This is a genomic window from Shewanella subflava (assembly GCF_025971955.1).
In the GTDB taxonomy this organism is placed as follows: Bacteria; Pseudomonadota; Gammaproteobacteria; order Enterobacterales; family Shewanellaceae; genus Shewanella; species Shewanella subflava.
The window spans coordinates 66616-85188 of record NZ_JAPDMX010000031.1 but is presented as its reverse complement, the minus strand read 5'-3'; the positions used below and the strand labels follow the sequence as shown (position 1 = coordinate 85188).

12 protein-coding genes are annotated in these 18573 nt (G+C 42.7%); 11 read left to right on the top strand and 1 reads right to left on the bottom strand.

The features are described 5' to 3' along the window. Window positions 1-168: 168 nt before the first annotated feature. From OHT75_RS15670 to OHT75_RS15650, 5 genes are read left to right on the top strand one after another with little or no spacing between them, the layout of a single operon-like run. Entirely contained in the window at window positions 169-3894 is a 3726-nt protein-coding gene (locus OHT75_RS15670; RefSeq protein ID WP_264728318.1) for a nitrate reductase subunit alpha, read from the top strand. A gap of 15 nt (window positions 3895-3909) precedes the next feature. After that, window positions 3910-5442, top strand: a complete 1533-nt coding sequence (gene narH, locus OHT75_RS15665) for a nitrate reductase subunit beta (RefSeq protein WP_264728317.1) — start codon at window positions 3910-3912, stop codon at window positions 5440-5442. Between the two features lie 10 nt (window positions 5443-5452). Continuing rightward, window positions 5453-6166, top strand: a complete 714-nt coding sequence (gene narJ, locus OHT75_RS15660; RefSeq protein ID WP_264728315.1) for a nitrate reductase molybdenum cofactor assembly chaperone — start codon at window positions 5453-5455, stop codon at window positions 6164-6166. A 9-nt stretch (window positions 6167-6175) separates the two neighbouring features. Next, window positions 6176-6859, top strand: a complete 684-nt coding sequence (gene narI / locus OHT75_RS15655) for a respiratory nitrate reductase subunit gamma (protein WP_264728313.1) — start codon at window positions 6176-6178, stop codon at window positions 6857-6859. Window positions 6860-6915: 56 nt separating this feature from the next. Beyond that, the gene (locus tag OHT75_RS15650; RefSeq protein ID WP_264728311.1) at window positions 6916-7698 is read left to right on the top strand and encodes a peptidylprolyl isomerase; all 783 of its coding nucleotides are present in this window, start codon (window positions 6916-6918) and stop codon (window positions 7696-7698) included. Window positions 7699-7795: 97 nt separating this feature from the next. On the opposite strand, the gene OHT75_RS15645 is transcribed toward OHT75_RS15650, so the two are convergent. Then, window positions 7796-8632, bottom strand: a complete 837-nt coding sequence (locus OHT75_RS15645) for a LysR family transcriptional regulator (protein WP_264728309.1) — start codon at window positions 8630-8632, stop codon at window positions 7796-7798. Between the two features lie 202 nt (window positions 8633-8834). Between OHT75_RS15645 and OHT75_RS15640 the strand changes: the two genes are divergently transcribed. From OHT75_RS15640 to OHT75_RS15610, 6 genes are all read left to right on the top strand, one after another. Further along, complete coding sequence (locus OHT75_RS15640; protein ID WP_264728307.1) at window positions 8835-10010, top strand: acyl-CoA dehydrogenase; 1176 nt, start codon at window positions 8835-8837, stop codon at window positions 10008-10010. Window positions 10011-10185: 175 nt separating this feature from the next. Continuing rightward, window positions 10186-12426, top strand: a complete 2241-nt coding sequence (locus tag OHT75_RS15635; protein WP_264728304.1) for a thiamine pyrophosphate-dependent enzyme — start codon at window positions 10186-10188, stop codon at window positions 12424-12426. A gap of 3 nt (window positions 12427-12429) precedes the next feature. Then, window positions 12430-13524, top strand: coding sequence for an ACP S-malonyltransferase (locus tag OHT75_RS15630; RefSeq protein WP_406682039.1), 1095 nt, complete (start codon window positions 12430-12432; stop codon window positions 13522-13524). Window positions 13525-14522: 998 nt separating this feature from the next. Continuing rightward, on the top strand, window positions 14523-16346 hold the full coding sequence (locus tag OHT75_RS15620) for a thiamine pyrophosphate-binding protein (protein WP_264728301.1): 1824 nt from the start codon (window positions 14523-14525) through the stop codon (window positions 16344-16346). A 320-nt stretch (window positions 16347-16666) separates the two neighbouring features. Further along, on the top strand, window positions 16667-17113 hold the full coding sequence (locus OHT75_RS15615) for a c-type cytochrome (protein WP_264728299.1): 447 nt from the start codon (window positions 16667-16669) through the stop codon (window positions 17111-17113). Between the two features lie 15 nt (window positions 17114-17128). Beyond that, on the top strand, window positions 17129-18532 hold the full coding sequence (locus OHT75_RS15610; RefSeq protein ID WP_264728298.1) for a cbb3-type cytochrome c oxidase subunit I: 1404 nt from the start codon (window positions 17129-17131) through the stop codon (window positions 18530-18532). Window positions 18533-18573: the final 41 nt, after the last annotated feature.

Sequence of the window (18573 nt, the reverse complement as noted above, 5' to 3'; positions counted from 1 at the left end):
TATCTGTTATACATCACATTTTTGACTGATTTTGACGTGATCTGGGTCAAATTAAAGTCTGCTTTGTAATCATATATTACAGTCTATCGCTGAGCATAATACAAACTTGTTTTGGCATAAGTAAAAAGAGTAATAGGCCAACTACCGAGCAGGTGAGGAGATGTAAACATGAGCCATTTCTTAAATAAAATGCGCTTCTTTAAGACTAATAAGCAATCGTTTTCCAATGAGCACGGCGTGACTACTGATGAAAGTCGTGAGTGGGAAGATGGATATCGACGTCGTTGGCAGCATGATAAAATTGTGCGCTCTACCCATGGCGTTAACTGTACTGGCTCGTGTAGCTGGAAAATATACGTGAAAGACGGTTTAGTCACCTGGGAAACCCAACAAACCGATTACCCTAGAACTCGTCCTGATTTGCCAAATCATGAACCTCGAGGTTGTCCACGCGGTGCGAGTTACTCTTGGTATATCTATAGTGCTAACCGCTTAAAATATCCAAAAGTACGTCAAGCCTTACTCAAACTGTGGCGTGAAGCCAAAATCCAGTTTAGCGATCCAGTTGATGCATGGGCTTCAATCGTTAATGACCCTGTTAAAGCTAAAAGCTATAAAACAAAACGCGGATTAGGTGGTTTTATTCGTTCTGAATGGGATGAAGTAAACGAAATTATTGCCGCGTCAAACATCTACACCGCCAAAGAATATGGCCCTGACCGTATTATGGGGTTCTCGCCCATTCCGGCCATGAGCATGGTGAGCTACGCTGCCGGTTCGCGTTACTTGTCGCTTATTGGTGGTAACTGTTTAAGTTTCTATGATTGGTACTGTGATTTACCGCCTTCGTCACCTCAAGTCTGGGGCGAGCAAACGGATGTTCCTGAGTCTGCCGATTGGTATAACTCTAATTACATTATTGCTTGGGGCTCTAACGTACCTCAAACTCGTACCCCTGATGCTCACTTCTTTACAGAAGTGCGTTACAAAGGTACTAAAACAGTTGTTATCACTTCAGATTACTCTGAATGTTCAAAATTATCTGATATTTGGTTAGCACCCAAACAGGGTACAGATGCTGCACTTGCGATGGCTTTTGGACATGTCATTTTAAAAGAATTCCACATTGATAAACCAAGTGAATACTTCGCTGAGTACGTGCGAAGTTACACCGATATGCCAATGCTAGTTAGGCTCGATGAAAATGACACAGGCTTAGTTCAAGGTGCATTTTTACGCGCATCAGATTTAGCTGACAATCTAGGTCAAGATAATAATCCAGAATGGAAAACCATTGCACTTGATGAAAATACAGGCGAACTAATTTCACCTACAGGATCAATTGGTTATCGTTGGGGAGAAAAAGGCAAATGGAACATTGAGCAGCGAAATGGTGGCTCAGGCGAAAAGCATAAGTTTGCGCTAAGTTTGAAGCAGCATGGCGACAGTGTTGTAGATGTTCAATTCCCCTATTTTGGCAGTAAAGCCCACGAGCTAGGTTACTTCCAACATACTGAACATGACGAAATTCAGATCCGTAAAGTACCTGTTAAAAATGTGATGCTAAAAGATGGCTCTAGCATTTTTGTTGCCAGCGTATTTGATTTAATGATTGCCCATTATGGTGTTGATAATGGTCTTGGTGATGACAATACCGCGAAGTCTTTTCATGATGACGTGCCTTATACACCGGGTTGGCAACAACAAATAACCGGCGTAGATGCAGATCATGTGATTCAAGTTGCCCGTGAGTTTGCTGATAATGCTCATAAAACCAATGGTCGTAGCATGGTGATTGTTGGAGCAGGGTTAAACCACTGGTACAACATGGACATGAACTATCGTGGCCTAATCAATATGTTAATGATGTGTGGTTGTGTTGGTCAATCAGGTGGCGGTTGGGCACATTATGTTGGTCAAGAAAAGCTCCGTCCACAATGTGGTTGGTTACCTTTGGCCTTTGGTTCAGATTGGCAAAAACCACCACGTCAAATGAACGGTACCTCATTTTTCTACAACCATTCTGATCAATGGCGTTATGAAAAACTTGAAATGACTGAAGTGTTATCGCCATTGGCAGATAAAAGTAAGTGGACAGCATCGGTGCTTGATTACAACACCCGTGCAGAACGTATGGGCTGGTTGCCATCGGCTCCACAGTTCAACACTAATCCACTGGAATTATGTAAAGCAGCGGTGAAAGCCGGTATGTCACCTAAAGATTATACCGTGCAGCAGTTAAAATCAGGTGATATGCAATTTGCCTGTTTAGACCCTGATAATCCTAAAAACTTCCCACATAACATGTTTATTTGGCGTTCAAACTTGCTCGGTTCATCAGGAAAGGGCCATGAGTACATGTTGCGACATTTCCTCGGCACAAAACATGGCCTACAGGGTAAAGACTTAGGCGAAAGCGGTGATAAAAAGCCTGAAGATGTGGTCTGGCATGACAAAGCACCAGAAGGCAAAGTTGATTTGTGGGTAACATTAGATTTTCGTATGTCAACGACCTGTTTGTACTCTGACATCGTTTTACCTACCGCTACTTGGTATGAAAAAGACGATATGAATACCTCAGACATGCATCCCTTTATTCATCCTTTATCTAAAGCGGTTGACCCTGTTTGGGAGTCTCGCTCTGACTGGGACATCTTTAAAGGTCTTGCAAAAACATTCTCAACCCTATGCGTTGGTCATTTAGGTATCGAGCAAGATCTTGTTTCTGTGCCGTTAATGCATGATACACCATCGGAATTAGCTCAGCCTGATGGCGTTAAAATGTGGTGGAAGGGCGAGTGTGATCTTATTCCGGGTAAAACTGCTCCTAACTTTGTAGTAGTTGAACGTGATTATCCAAATACCTATAACCGCTTTACTTCGCTTGGGCCATTGTTAGAAAGCCAAGGCAATGGTGGTAAAGGTATTAACTGGAATACTGAAAAAGAAGTTGCATTCCTCGGTGAGTTAAACTACTTGCACACGACGGAAGGCCCACAGAAAGGTCGACCCAAAATTGAGTCATCTATTGATGCGGCAGAAGTGATTTTAAGTCTAGCACCAGAAACAAATGGTCAAGTTGCTGTTAAAGCGTGGGCGGCGTTGAGTGAGTTTACTGGTCTTGATCACAGTCATTTAGCTAAACCTAAAGAAGAAGAGAAAATCCGTTTTCGCGATATTCAAGCACAACCGCGTAAAATTATTAGTTCACCTACTTGGTCTGGTCTTGAAGATGAACATGTGTCTTACAACGCTGGTTATACCAACGTGCATGAGTTTATCCCTTGGCGTACTGTGACGGGACGTCAGCAGTTCTATCAAGATCATCAATGGATGCGTGATTTTGGTGAAACCTTTGTAAGCTATAAGCCACCTGTAAACTTAAAAACCACTCAACCAATGTTGGGTAAAAAACCAAATGGAAATAAAGAAATTGTCTTGAACTGGATCACGCCACACCAAAAGTGGGGTATTCACTCAACCTATTCTGACAATTTACTGATGCTCACCTTAAGCCGTGGTGGCCCAATTGTGTGGCTAAGCGAAATCGACGCCAAAGATGCCGGCATTAAAGATAACGACTGGATTGAAGTTTTTAACGTAAACGGCGCTATCGCCTGTCGTGCAGTTGTATCACAACGTGTACCACAGGGTATGAGTATGATGTATCACGCCCAAGAGCGAATAGTTAACACTCCCGGTGCTGAAACAACAGGTACCCGAGGTGGTATTCACAACTCAGTAACGCGTGCAGTGATGAAACCAACCCATATGATTGGCGGTTATGCACAGCAGTCATACGGTTTTAACTATTACGGTACCGTGGGTTGTAACCGAGATGAATTCGTTATTGTCCGCAAGATGGACAATGTTGACTGGTTAGACGAAGAGTAGGTCGAGGATAAAATTATGAAAGTACGTGCACAAATTGGCATGGTGTTAAACCTAGATAAATGTATCGGCTGCCACACTTGCTCTATTACTTGTAAGAACGTTTGGACCAGTCGCGAAGGTGTTGAATACGCTTGGTTCAATAATGTAGAAACCAAGCCCGGTATTGGTTATCCCAAAGAATGGGAAAACCAAGATAAATACAATGGTGGTTGGAAACGCAACAAAAATGGTTCTTTAGAGCCTCGTCAAGGCAATCGACGTAGGTTGTTAGCCAATATTTTTGCTAACCCTGATTTACCTGAAATTGATGACTATTACGAGCCATTCGATTTTGATTATCAGCATTTGCACAATGCACCTGAAAGTAAGCATCAGCCAGTAGCGCGTCCTCGTTCTTTGATTACTGGTCAACGCATGGAGAAAATTAATTGGGGTCCTAACTGGGAAGAAATTCTTGGCACCGAATTCTCTGAGCGCAAAAAAGATAAAAATTTTGATGAAGTTGTGCAAAAAGACATATACGGCCAGTTTGAAAAAACCTTCATGATGTATTTGCCACGCTTGTGTGAGCACTGCATTAATCCTGCTTGTGTGGCCAGTTGTCCATCAGGGGCAATCTACAAACGTGAAGAAGACGGTATTGTATTGATTGACCAAGATAAATGTCGTGGCTGGCGGATGTGTGTGTCAGGTTGTCCATATAAAAAGATTTACTACAATTGGAAATCAGGCAAATCAGAGAAATGTATCTTCTGTTTCCCCCGTATTGAAGCCGGGCAACCAACCGTATGCGCAGAAACCTGTGTAGGCCGTATTCGCTACTTAGGCGTGCTTTTATATGATGCCGACAGAGTGGAAGAAGTGGCAAGCGTACCTAATGAGCACGATTTATATCCAGCTCAATTAAGTTTGTTCCTTGACCCAAGCGATCCTGAAGTGATTGCCGCAGCAAAATCCGAAGGTATCCCTGAACATTGGTTAGAGTCAGCACGTCAATCGCCAGTGTATAAAATGGCAGTAGATTGGAAAGTCGCACTGCCATTACACCCTGAATATCGCACCTTGCCAATGGTGTGGTATGTCCCACCTTTATCGCCTATTCAAAGTGCGGTTAAAGCGGGTCACATTGGCATGAATGGCGTGATCCCTGACTTAAAATCTCAGCGTATTCCAATGCGTTATTTAGCTAACTTACTTACCGCAGGTGATGAACGTCCTGTTATTCATGCTCTAGAGCGAATGATAGCGATGCGTGCTTTTAAACGTGCTCAGCAAGTTGAAGGGGTAGAAGACTTAGCCGTACTTAAGCAAGTAGGTTTAACTGTAAACCAAGTTGAAGAAATGTACCGCTATATGGCGATTGCTAATTATGAAGATCGCTTTGTTATCCCAACAAGTCATAAAGCCTATGCCGCTAATGCTTACGACATGAAAAACGGTTGTGGATTTAGCTTTGGTAATGGTTGTAGCGATGGTGGCAATAGCGTGAATTTGTTTGGCAATAAAAAACAAACTGTTCGCCAAATTATTCCAGTAGAAATTAAGTAAGGAGTAGAACATGCAAGTATTGAGTGTGATATCTCATCTACTGGATTACCCCAAACAGGAGATGATCTCAGCATGTGATGAACTAATTGACGTAGTACAACAAAGCCCACTAAATCAAGAACATCAAACCGCTGTGATTGGCTTTATAGAGCAACGTTTTGCTGGTGATTTGATGGACTGGCAGGCCGAATATGACGGTTTATTTGAACGTGGCCGTGCGCTTGGTTTGTGGTTATTTGAACATATTCATGGCGAAAGCCGTGATCGTGGTCAGGCAATGGTTGATTTAGTCGGTCAATATAAACAGGCGGGATTAGAGCTTGATCAGAAGGAATTACCTGATTATGTTCCATTATTTCTTGAGTTTTTATCAAGCCAGGGTGATGACAACGCAAGGGCGGGTTTGCAAGAAGTTGAACATATTATCGCCCTATTATTTTGTCGCTTAGAAAAGCGTCAAAGTGACTATGCGGTGTTGCTTGATGCCTTGCTTCATATAGCGCAAAACCAGGTAGATTTGGCGCCGATTCGGGCGCAACTCGTTAATGAAAAACGCGATGATACCAAACAAGCAATTGATAAAGAATGGGAAGAAGAAGCGGTAACCTTTGGTGCCCCTGATGCAGAAAACTGCCCAAGCTCTGTTAATCGTCCAAGTGAAAGTCAACGAAAAGATCAGTTTGTGCCAGTCACCTGGACTGGTTTTGACAAACGCGCCAGTTAGGAGTAAACCATGAGTTATTTAAACACGCTGTTTTTTGGCATTTACCCTTATATTGCCATAGCTATTTTTATCGTTGGCTCTATCGTCCGTTACGACAGAGAGCAATATACGTGGAAAACAGGTTCAAGCCAGTTACTTGAAGGCAAGGAGTTAAAAAGAGGAAGTCGTGCTTTTCACATTGGTATCATCGCTATTTTACTGGGTCATTTTGTTGGCTTATTAACGCCAGCAGAAGTATGGCATCTGTTCGGGATAGAAGCGAGCGATAAGCAGTTAATTGCAATGGGTGCAGGTGGATTGTTTGGTTTAATCTGCTTGTATGGATTAACGATTCTAATAAAACGACGTTTGTATAACCCAAGGGTTAGAGCGACAAGCAGCAATATGGATATCGCTATTTTGTTGGTGCTTTATGTACAACTTGTATTGGGACTAATTTCAATCATAGTTTCATTAGGTCATCTTGATGGCTCAGAAATGTTATTGCTAATGAGCTGGGCTCAAAATGTGGTGACATTTGACGTAGCTGAAGCAACCGCGGCTATCGCAAATGTGAATATTATCTTTAAACTTCATATATTTTTAGGTATGAGTTTGTTTGTGTTGTTCCCATTCAGCCGTTTAGTGCATATCGCCAGTGTGCCAGTTCAATACTTAACCCGTAACTATCAAATCGTTCGTGTGAAACGTTAATGATATATATTGCCCTGAGCCAGTCTCAGGGCATTTATCACTACTGAGGATACCTTATGATCAGCGTTAATCTAGAGCCTATCTCTGAACAAGACATATTGAGTGAGATGCAGTACCATCCAGCAGAAGATCATCGTTCTGCCATGATAAGCGCAGCACAAAGCTTGATTATTGGAAAATTATTATTCCAACGAGCCAACGAATTAGACATTACAAAAAAGGATGATGTGACTGAGTATCAAGACGAGAAAGCTTACCATGATGCATTACTCGAACAGCTAGTTAACCAAGATATTCAATTCCCTCATGCAACAGCAGCAGAATGTTTTCAGTATTACCAAGCTAATTTATCCAAGTTTTCAACATCACCGTTAATTGCGGCAAAACACATTCTATTACCGGCTCCTACAGATAATGTTACTGCCAGACTCGAGGCTAAGACTCTTGCTGATGCCATTATTAATCAATTACAGCAAGGTGAAAGCTTTAGCGAGTTAGCTTTAGCGCATTCTAAGTGTGACTCGTCAAAACACGGCGGTGCTTTAGGTCAATTGAGTAAAGGCCAAACCGTGGCAGAGTTTGAGCGCCAAGTGTTTGCTGCTAATGAAGGGTTAATAAGCCATGCGGTAGAGTCGCGTTATGGGTTTCATGTGGTGTTTGTTGACATGAAAGTGGCTGGTAATCAATTACCTTTTGAATTTGTTGAGCAACGTATTACCACTTATTTAAATGAAAAAGTGAAACGCAAAGCCATAGCACAATACATTAGGCATCTAATTAGTCAAGCTAAGATTGATGGCTTTGATTTTAATGTTGATGCCAGTCCGCTGATGCAGTAAAAGTCAGTAGTAAGAGCTACTATAAAGGTTATCGCAGTCGTTAATGGGGTGGTCGATTAAGCCAACCCCATTTTCAATGAATAGCGTTCAACTCAAACTAATGTTGTTTACTGCACACGATAGCAAGTAGCTTTTGTTGTTCAGTATGAGCTTGCCCCAAAGGTAATGCTAGGCCAATGGTGCGTTTAAGCGAAATGTCAGCGAGTGGTCTACAAACAATATTTTTATCCTCTAAAATAGCAGGTATTGCAGGAACTAAAGCAATACCTAAACCTGCTGCCACAAGACCAACCGCATATTCTACCGTTTGAATACGCGCCCTTATTTGCAATTTAACTCCTTCCATATCCAACAATTGCTGCAAACTGGTGAGAGCCTCACAGGGAGCGCGGTGAATAAAGGGCTGCTGCTGTAAATCGATTAATTCGATGGACGATTTCAAGCTTAAACTTAACGATGGTGGTATCGCCAATAAAAAAGTGTCGTGCCAAATGGGCTGAAAGTTTTCATGTGTGGTGATATCGCGAGTGCTAACTATTCTGGCATTGGCATATTCTGTTGGCTCCACCAAAGTCAGATCCATATCAGGACAAGCTGCGGTGAAATCTTTTAACAGCATGCTCATTCGTCGTACACCCAGAGAGCGGATCAAACCAAGCTTAAACGGCACTTGAATTTCAGGTTTGCTGAATAAAGCCTGAATGGCTTTAGACTCGTTAAGTAGGCGTTTAGCCAAAGGATACAAACGTGTACCAGCATCGGTAGGACTGACTCCTTTTCCGTGGCGCAGGAATAGCTGAGTGTTAAGCTCGGCCTCTAATGAGGCGATAGCCGCCGAAATGGATGGCTGGGAAATATAGCAATGCTTGGCTGCACCACTAATACTGCCTTTTTCAATGACAGAGACAAAATAATTCAAGGCTCTGAGGTTCATTTTACCTGCTCGCGGCGCATAGCTAAAAGCTATAGGTGTTAAAGGAAAAGAATATTTTTCCTAAGATAGTATTAGGCTTATATTAAGTCAAATTTAAAGCAGTATTTATTATCAATGTTTAACTGTTCAGCAGCCTAATCAACTATGTGTCTTATCAATCATAGATGAAGGGGCTGTTAGCCAACTAATGAAAGGAAAACTCATGTCCCGCGTGAAATTTGATTGGCAAGACCCATTACAATTTGACAGCCTGTTAACTGAAGAAGAGCGAATGATCCGCGGTATGGTACATGACTACGCTCAAGATAATTTAATGAGCCGAGTGTTAATGGCCAACCGTCATGAACATTTTGATCGTGAAATAATGCCCGAGCTTGGTGGTTTAGGTTTATTAGGTGCTACCTTGCCTGAGCAATATGGCGGCAGCGGTGCAAACTATGTTAGCTACGGTCTAGTTGCCCGTGAAATCGAACGCGTTGATAGCGGTTATCGCTCGGCCATGAGTGTGCAGTCATCCTTAGTGATGCATCCCATTTATGAATATGGCAGCGAAGTGCAGCGGATGAAATATTTACCTAAGCTGGCTAGCGGTGAATGGGTAGGCTGTTTTGGTTTGACTGAACCTGATGTGGGCTCTGATCCTGGCGGCATGAAAACTCGCGCCACCCGAATTGACGGCGGTTATCGTCTTGTTGGCGCTAAAATGTGGATCACCAACTCGCCGATTGCCGATGTGTTTGTGGTGTGGGCCAAGCTTGACGGTGACATTCGCGGCTTTGTGCTAGAAAAAGGCATGAAGGGCCTGAGCGCACCTAAGATTGAAGGTAAGTTTTCGCTTCGCGCCTCTATCACAGGTGAAATCGTGATGGACAATGTCGAAGTTGGCGAAGATGCTCTATTGCCTAATGTGTCGGGTTTAAAAGGCCCGTTTGGCTGCTTGAACAAGGCCCGCTATGGCATAGCCTGGGGAGCCCTTGGTGCCGCTGAATTTTGCTGGCATGCGGCGCGTCAATACAGTCTAGACCGAATTCAGTTCAATCGCCCATTGGCAGCCACTCAGCTTATTCAGAAAAAACTGGCCGACATGCAAACTGACATCACCATGGGGCTATTTGCCTGCTTACAAGCGGGCCGCCTAATGGACAATAATGCTTTGCCTGTGGAAGCGATTTCCATGATCAAGCGTAACTCCTGCGGCAAAGCCCTAGATATCGCCCGTATGGCCCGTGACATGCACGGCGGCAACGGTATCAGTGATGAGTTTCATGTTATTCGCCATGTGATGAATCTTGAAGCGGTTAACACCTATGAAGGCACCCATGACATTCACGCGCTGATTTTAGGTCGTGCCCAAACAGGACTTCAAGCCTTCGGCTAACATCAACATCCACTTTACTCCTTAAGTCACTTAACTATTTTAGTATAAGTGACATTACTTAATGTATTGCAGCCCAGCCTGTAAGGACTTGTGCTGTTTGAGTAACACGAATTAAGTCATAAGATGAGATTCAATAACGCAGTGTAAAGGTGGCTTTTCACTGACGGTGACGGCAATGGAAGACAGAGCGATAGCCTTAGAAAGGCTGTTTATAAACAGGGTATTACAGCAAGATTTTGAAGAAATAGGCGAGGGCTGGGATCACAAAAAACTGGGCTTGTCTGATGCAGATTTTTTGGGCATGTTTGAATCCCAATTAAAGAGTCGCCTATTAGATTTAGAATCCCGGCGTATGCGCGCCCGTAATCAAGGTTTTTATACTATTGGCAGTTCGGGGCACGAAGGTAATGCTGCCTACGGTATGGCAACGCGTCCAACGGACATGGCCTTTCTACATTATCGCAGCGCCGCCTTTATGATAGAGCGCGGCCGCCATGTCAGTGGTGAAACTCAGCTGTGGGACATGCTACTGTCTTTTGCCGCATCCAGCGATGACCCTATTTCAGGCGGCCGTCATAAAGTATTGGGCAGCAAAACACTGTTTATTCCGCCACAGACCTCCACCATAGCCTCTCATTTACCCAAAGCCGTTGGCGCCGCCTTAAGTATTCCACTGACAGATAGAATCGGTATTGACGCTAAGATGCCCTGTGACAGTATCGTTATTTGTAATTTTGGTGATGCCTCGGCCAACCATGCCAGTGCCCAAACTGCCATTAATGCTGCCTGTTGGACCGCCTATCAGCAGGTGCCATTGCCGTTGATATTTGTTTGTGAAGACAATGGCATAGGTATATCTACCCGTACGCCTAAAGGCTGGATCAACGCTAACTTTAGCCTGCGTCCAGGGCTTAAATATTTCTATTGCGATGGCCGTGATTTGCTAGACACCTATCGTGTTTCTAAGCAGGCCGCCGACTTCGCTAGGCGTTATCGCAAGCCGGTATTTTTGCATGTGCGCACAGTGCGCCTTATGGGCCACGCCGGCAGCGACGCCGAAATCGCCTACATGAAAAGAGACTATATTTTACAAAACGAAGCCCAAGATCCCTTGCTGGTTACGGCTCAGCAGATCATTGAAGCTAAGTTGTTAACCCCCCAAGGTGTAATTGACCTCTACCACGAGCTAAAAGCGCGCATCACTGCCATCGCCATGCAGGTAATACACAGGCCAAAGTTGCAAACCGCGGAGCAAGCAATGGCCTCTATTGTGCCGCCTAATCTGCTACCAGAGCAAGTGCCAACCACACCATTGAGTGAAGACGACTACAAGGCCTTAATGATTGCCGATAAGCTTTCGCTCGATAAACCCGTGCACATGGGCAAGTTGATTAACCTGACCCTCACAGAGTTAATGGCAAGGCATAGCAATATTGTGGTGTGCGGCGAAGATGTAGGTAAAAAGGGTGGCGTGTACCATGTGACATCGCGCTTAGTGGAACGCTTTGGACCAAATAGGGTAATTAATACTTTATTAGATGAAACCTCTATTTTAGGGCTTGCCATCGGCATGGCCCACAATGGTATTCTGCCAATCCCAGAGATCCAATTTCTAGCCTATGTGCATAACGCCGAAGATCAAATACGCGGCGAAGCGGCCACCTTACCGTTCTTTTCTAATGGTCAATTCACTAACCCTATGGTTATCCGCATTGCAGGTCTAGCTTATCAAAAAGGTTTTGGTGGACACTTTCATAATGACAATTCCTTCACCCTGTTTAGGGATATTCCCGGCCTTATCTTGGCCTCTCCCTCAAATGGTGAGGATGCCATGGCCATGCTTCGAGAATGCGTGCGCTTAGCTCAGGAAGAGCAGCGTATAGTGGTATTTTTGGAACCGATAGCCTTGTATATGACTAGAGACTTGCACGAGGTTGGCGATAATCTTTGGGCAGGGATATATGTCAGTCAAACTCAGGCCACAAGGCTTGCCTTTGGCGAATTGGGTAAATACGGCGAAGGTAAAGATCTGTGCATCATAAGTTATGCCAATGGATATTACTTGAGTCGTCAGGCAGAGAAAATCCTCGCTGAGCAAGGGATCAAGACCACAGTGGTTGATTTACGATACTTAGCGCCATTAAATCACGCTGCCATTGCCCAGTATGCTGGCGAGTGTGAGCATGTGCTGATTGTCGATGAGTGTCGTCGCAGTGGCTCGGTAAGTGAGGCGATTATGGCAAGCTTGCATGAAATATTAGGCGAGGCTTGCCCTAAAATAGCCCGTATCACAGCTGAGGATTGTTTTATTCCCTTAGCTGATGCAGCAACTTTACCTTTGCCAACGCGAGACTCGATTGTTACAGCGGCGCTAAGCTTGGTTAAGTCATCAATAATAAAATTAGCGACTATTTAAGGAATTTCTACAGTGAGCCAAGTTGATCATAATCAGTTAGCAAACAAGGTGAATATATCCAAGCAAAGAGTGCTAGTGGTAGCACCAGGGCGTGGCTGTTATAACAAAGACGAGTTAGGTTATTTACAGCGCTTTCATACGGATAAAAAAGACTTTATAGCTAGTATAGATACATATAGAAAAAGCCTTAATCAGCAAGGCATTACTCAGCTAGATGGCCAAGCTAAGTATTCCTTTAAGTTGCATACTACGGGGGAAAACGCCTCGGCGCTGATTTACGCTTGCGCTATGAGTGATTTTAAGGACATAGATCGAGAACAGTATGAGATAGTTGCTGTGACAGGCAACTCCATGGGTTGGTATATAGCCTTAGCGTTAGCGGGGAGCCTGAATGAACAAGGTGCAATTGAAGTAATTAATACTATGGGTTCAATGATGGCCGATGGCTTAATTGGCGGTCAGCTGATTTATCCCGAAATGGACGAGCACTGGCTTCAGGACTGCACTAAAACAATGATTATTGATGACGTCATTGCCAAGGTGAATAATAGCGAAGGCTGTGAGCTATTTAGCTCCATTTATTTAGGGGGATATCGTGTTTTGGCTGGGAATGAAGCAGGTCTAAAACTTGCCGAAATCCTACTGCCCAATATTGACGGCAGATACCCAATGAGGCTTTATAATCACGCTGCATTTCATTCACCTTTACTGCAGCAAATTTCAAACAAGGCTAAAGCACTTTTGCCACAAGAGTTATTTCACCAGCCGCAAATACCTATGATAGATGGCGAGGGCAACATCTGGACTCAGTACAGCACAGATCTTCAAAAACTACATGAGTACACATTAGTGGAGCAAGTATTGGCCCCCTACGATTTTACCGTCGCCATCGCGGTAGGAATAAAAGAATTTGCACCGGACAAAGTGATCATTCTTGGTCCTGGAAATACCTTAGGAGGACCAGTAGCGCAGGCTATAATTAATGTGCAAGGTTTTGACTGGCGTAATAAAGCAGACTTTATTTCAGTTCAAGGAATACTGCCAAGACTACTCGCTATGGGGATAAAAACACAACGAGAATTAGTCATTAAATATTGATAATATTAGTTATCATAAGTGGCTTTGTTGATCAAATCATTTACTAGACAAGGCAGTTCTATAGTTTTTTGATAGTATTAATTGATCTGCTGCCGGATAGGTATACCGAGTCTTATGACTTTTTCATGATCTCCACAGCTAATGCCTCATCGACTTGGTCGCTATAAATTCGCAGACTCAATTTTACTTGACCCCTACATTTATAACGTTACATACTCGTTTCCGAGAGTAAACGTTGACGCTAATCATTATCTTTCTTCTACGGTTTGAATGCATTATTCTTCAAAGCATTCAACGTCCTAGTAAATTTTTAGCTTTGTGTAATAAACAACTAAGTGGGAAAATGCTCCACAGTAGGGGGTATCCTTGATATCGACAGTTTGAGCTCGCTTTTTAATACAGCTGTAATCTGGGGAAGACAAAGGCACACTCTTCTGAGAAGAACGTTGAATTCATGATGCCTTCCTGGCTCATCAACGCAGATGAAACACATCTTTGAGCATTAAAGCTGTTTCTAGAGAAGTATCTCTATACTACAAACCTTGACCTCGGCCACCATGATGCTCGGAACGATACCACGGTTTTATCGCTTGTTCATATATCAAAAAGTGAGTGAAATTCGATTTATTATGGCTTTGTTGTATTCATGCCATTTAGTGATGTGGTGCTTAGATTTTCTCATCTAATATCGATTCCTATTATGTGTTCACAGGTTCAGAACCCAACATGCTTAAAAAGTTTATTTAGGCAACAATGGCATTCAGCTCAAAAATTACTTTTATTAAACAGATCTTTTTAACAATGTTCCCTAACTGGCGTGTCTAAATAAATACACATAAAAACCATTTTTATCAAGTGCTTATATCAATAAAACATTTGCTGTCTATAAAGTGTGACAAATACACTTTTTGAATAATTTTACAAAATTGATCTTGAACAATATTCCATCTCACACTTCCTTTTACTCTGAGCATCATTAATGATTATAGGAATGATTTGTGAATTCATCTATTAAGCAAAATTTTGGTCAAGAGTACCATAATAGCCTGCCACAACTTGGGCACAGTATTGGTCAGATATTACAGTTTTTTGGAGTAAAGCGTGTTTATGGTGTCGGAGGTGACTTTGTTGCCAATTTGATTAATTCACTTGAGCCCTATGTAGATGTATTACCTTCTAGTAATGAGATGCATGCGGGATTTAGTGCCTGTGCACAAGCAGAAGTTACAGGGTTCGGCGTTTGTCTTAGCACTTATACCGTAGGGAGTTTACCTTGTATTTCTGCCGCAGCCCTTGCGCGCACTGAAGGATTACCGGTTATATTTATATCAGGCGCGCCGGGTGAAAATGAAATTGCACAGCATGCACTTCATCATACAATTCATCCCCATACTGCGTGGAATTCAGATCTTAATGCTGCGTTAAATGCATTTAAAGCACTAGGTATACGAGCCGAACGTTTGCAAGGGCAGCGTCATACGGGGCAGCCTAATATCGCCGCGCAGCAATTTTTTGAATTATTGACAGACGCGTATTTAAATCGTCAGCCGGTATATATAGAAATTCCAAGGGATTTAATTTATCGACCGACACAGGTTTTATCGTTGCCGACCACGCTTGAATCTTTACGTGTTCAGCATCTTAACTTGAGTGGTGCAGATTTAATCGCCAATGAAATTCATTACAAGCTTACCCAGGCTAAAGCGCCTTTTATGTTTTTGGGTGAGAAACTTCGTCTTAATTCGGCATTATTAGAGAGGCTTATTAAGTTATGCCATCGACATCACATTTCGTATGGAACTACTTGGTTTGCAAAGGGAATGGTTGATGAAAACGATCCACTTTGCCTTGGTAGTTATAATGGTGTTTTTAGTAACACACCATTTCAGTCATATATAGAGACAGTGGTTGATTATGTACTGGAAATTGGCACAGCTATTTTTCCTTCTGACACCAATAATGCTTTTGGCAGTCAAACCCATTCGATTGATAATCATCAAAATAAAACCATGCTTAAAGGAACCGCACGTTGGGAGCAAGATATACAGGCTGTTGTAGCATTACTAGAGCCTAAACTTGAAGTCCCATTGGCACTTGAGCGAGATAGAAGAATAGAGTTACTGCAAACGCAGATAAGGCCATTACCGAATGGCGTTGACAATAGTTTTACAATAGAGGGCAAAATAAGTTACGCCAATCTGGCGAGTGTTATTAACACGGTGCAAGATAGCTTAGTTTGTCCCTTCATTTTTGTGCCAGAAGTTGGTAATGCTTTTTTTGCTAGTTTTGAATTAAAAACCATTAATAACAAGCTAGGGCGCAGTTTTTTTGCTAACCCTTGGTACGCCGCAATGGGCACCAGTTTACCTTATGCTAGAGCGATTGCGGATGAACTGAAGCAGCAGCAAATTAAACAAACAATTGTGGTAATTACAGGCGATGGTGGATTTAACTTTCAGGCCAATGAGCTCATCAACCTACAGAAGCAGCATGCTGACATTACCATTATATATATGCGCAACAATGTATTTCATTTAGGTAAAGCTGGTGATGCCCCTATTTATGCCTGCAATGATAATGGCTTTGACCCTAAAATGCTGATTCAAGCCTATGGTGGAAAAGGGCATTACTGTGAAACAATTGCTGAGTTTATGGCAACATTAACAATTACCGCTAAAGGTGGAATGCATTTAATTGAAATACCAACCTCAATTGAGCCTGAGCATCAAAGTGATATAAGCAAAAAATTAAATACCTACATTGGTTTTAAAAATGATGATCCAGATGCGAACTTATTATGGCAGGAATTATGTCGACCATAATTTACAACAATGCACTATCTTGGCGTCATATCGTATCTGCTCACCCCGCAGTATTGAGTGGTGAGTGTTGATATTCGACCTTGGTTAAAAAATCCTCAAAAATTCAGTAAATGAATCACTTAGACATTAATTAGTCTTGTTTTATTAACATCACCTTTCGATTATCGTTATCCAATTAACAACGTGCATGTTGTTAATTGGACTTCTCCACTATTTGCATAACAAAAAATGCAATCTTAACTTCTTTAATATCAATTAGTTACATAGTTGGCTTGAGGATTGCTTTGCAGTGAGTGAAATCTTTTATCAAGGAGTCGTTAATGGCTGAGAAATTTACAAAAAGTATGGCCCGTAATATTTACTATGGCGGCAGCTTTTTCTTTTTGTTGCTGCTACTAGGATTGTCGGTGGACACAGTCCGCCAACTGCCTAAGCGAGAAAATAGAGATGCGCTGACTGAACAAGTGATTGCCGGTAAGGGATTATGGGAAACCAACAATTGTATCGGTTGTCACAGTTTGATGGGTGAGGGGGCTTATTATGCTCCTGAACTTGCTAACGTGTTTGATCGTCGTGGAGCCGGTAACGAGGCTGCATTTAAGAGTTATATGCGTGGATGGATGAATGCCCAGCCTTTGCCCATACCTCATCGCCGTAAGATGCCGCAATTTAATTTAACCGATGAAGAAATCGATAGTTTGGCAGAGTTTCTGATCTGGACATCCAGAATTGATGATAACAATTGGCCACCTAATATCGAAGGTTAAGGAGAGGAGCGAAATATGAAGTATGAATCTCAATTAATTGCAAAACCGTATTTTATTTTTGCGATGATTTTATTTGCTGGCCAAGTGATTTTTGGCTTACTTATGGGGCTGCAATACATTAATGGTGATGCCGGTTTTCCTTACATCCCATTTAATGCCGCCCGAATGGTACACACCAATTTATTAATAGTTTGGATGTTATTTGGTTTTATGGGTGCCAGCTATTTCTTGGTACCGGAAGAAGCGGAAACTGAGCTGTATAGCCCCTTGTTGGCAAAAATAACCTTCTGGGTGTTTGCTTTCGCAGGTATAGCAACCATCTTAGGCTACTTACTTGTCCCTTATGCTGAGTTGGCTAGGATCACCCAAAATGAGCTATTCCCTACTATGGGACGTGAGTTTTTAGAACAACCCACCATCACTAAAATAGGTATCGTATTAGTTTGTTTGTCCTTTGTATTTAATATCGGTATGACGATATTAAGAGGCCGCAAAACGGTGATAAACATGGTACTGCTAACCGGTCTAGTTGGCTTGGCGGTGTTCTATTTATTCTCTTTTTATAATCCTGACAGCTTAACCCTAGATAAATACTTCTGGTGGTTTGTGGTGCATTTATGGGTTGAAGGTGTGTGGGAGCTTATTTTAGGTGCGCTATTAGCCTTCGTGCTCATTAAGGTTACTGGAGTTGATCGCGAGCATATTGAAAAGTGGCTTTATGTCATTATCGCTATGGCACTGATCTCAGGTCTTATTGGTATGGGACACCACTATTTCTGGGTTGGCCCACCACGATACTGGTTATGGATGGGATCGCTATTCTCAGCTTTAGAGCCGGTGCCTTTCTTCATGATGGTGGTATTCGCCTTCAAAGTAGTGAAAGAACGTCGTCGTGATCATGGTAACAAGATAGCCACCACTTGGGCTCAAGGTACTGCTGTTATGGCTTTTTTAGGTGCAGGCGTATGGGGATTCTTACATACCTTAGCACCTGTAAATTACTATACACACGGTTCACAATTAACTGCGGCACACGGTCATCTAGCCTTCTTTGGTGCTTATGCCATGGTAGTGATGTGTATGATTTCTTACTCTATGCCTGTAATGAACGGTCGTCTGCAAGGTAACAGTGCTAGAGCACAAAAAGTCGAGCGCATTAGTTTTTGGTTAATGTGTATCGGCATGCTTGGCATTACCTTTGCGCTTACCGCAGCAGGGATTTGGCAAGTAGCGTTACAACGATTACCTGAAGCAGGTGAAGCGTTAGGCTTTATGGCAACTCAAACCGAGTTAACCCCATTTTATGTGGTACGACTTGGGTTTGCATTAATCTTCACCGCAGGTGTTGTAACGTATTTTACCAGCTTTGTCATCGCTAATAATGATGGTAAAAAACAGCTTAGCGGTAGTCTAATTTAGCTGCGAAAACGATTTAAACGTGTCAATTAAGTAAGGTGATG

Coding starts and splice junctions, on each gene's coding strand:
- OHT75_RS15670 (WP_264728318.1), top strand. CDS start 169: ATGAGCCATTTCTTAAATAAAATGCGCTTCTTTAAGACTAATAAGCAA.
- narH (WP_264728317.1), top strand. CDS start 3,910: ATGAAAGTACGTGCACAAATTGGCATGGTGTTAAACCTAGATAAATGT.
- OHT75_RS15645 (WP_264728309.1), bottom strand. CDS start 8,632: ATGAACCTCAGAGCCTTGAATTATTTTGTCTCTGTCATTGAAAAAGGC.
- OHT75_RS15615 (WP_264728299.1), top strand. CDS start 16,667: ATGGCTGAGAAATTTACAAAAAGTATGGCCCGTAATATTTACTATGGC.
- narJ (WP_264728315.1), top strand. CDS start 5,453: ATGCAAGTATTGAGTGTGATATCTCATCTACTGGATTACCCCAAACAG.
- narI (WP_264728313.1), top strand. CDS start 6,176: ATGAGTTATTTAAACACGCTGTTTTTTGGCATTTACCCTTATATTGCC.
- OHT75_RS15610 (WP_264728298.1), top strand. CDS start 17,129: ATGAAGTATGAATCTCAATTAATTGCAAAACCGTATTTTATTTTTGCG.
- OHT75_RS15640 (WP_264728307.1), top strand. CDS start 8,835: ATGTCCCGCGTGAAATTTGATTGGCAAGACCCATTACAATTTGACAGC.
- OHT75_RS15635 (WP_264728304.1), top strand. CDS start 10,186: ATGGAAGACAGAGCGATAGCCTTAGAAAGGCTGTTTATAAACAGGGTA.
- OHT75_RS15650 (WP_264728311.1), top strand. CDS start 6,916: ATGATCAGCGTTAATCTAGAGCCTATCTCTGAACAAGACATATTGAGT.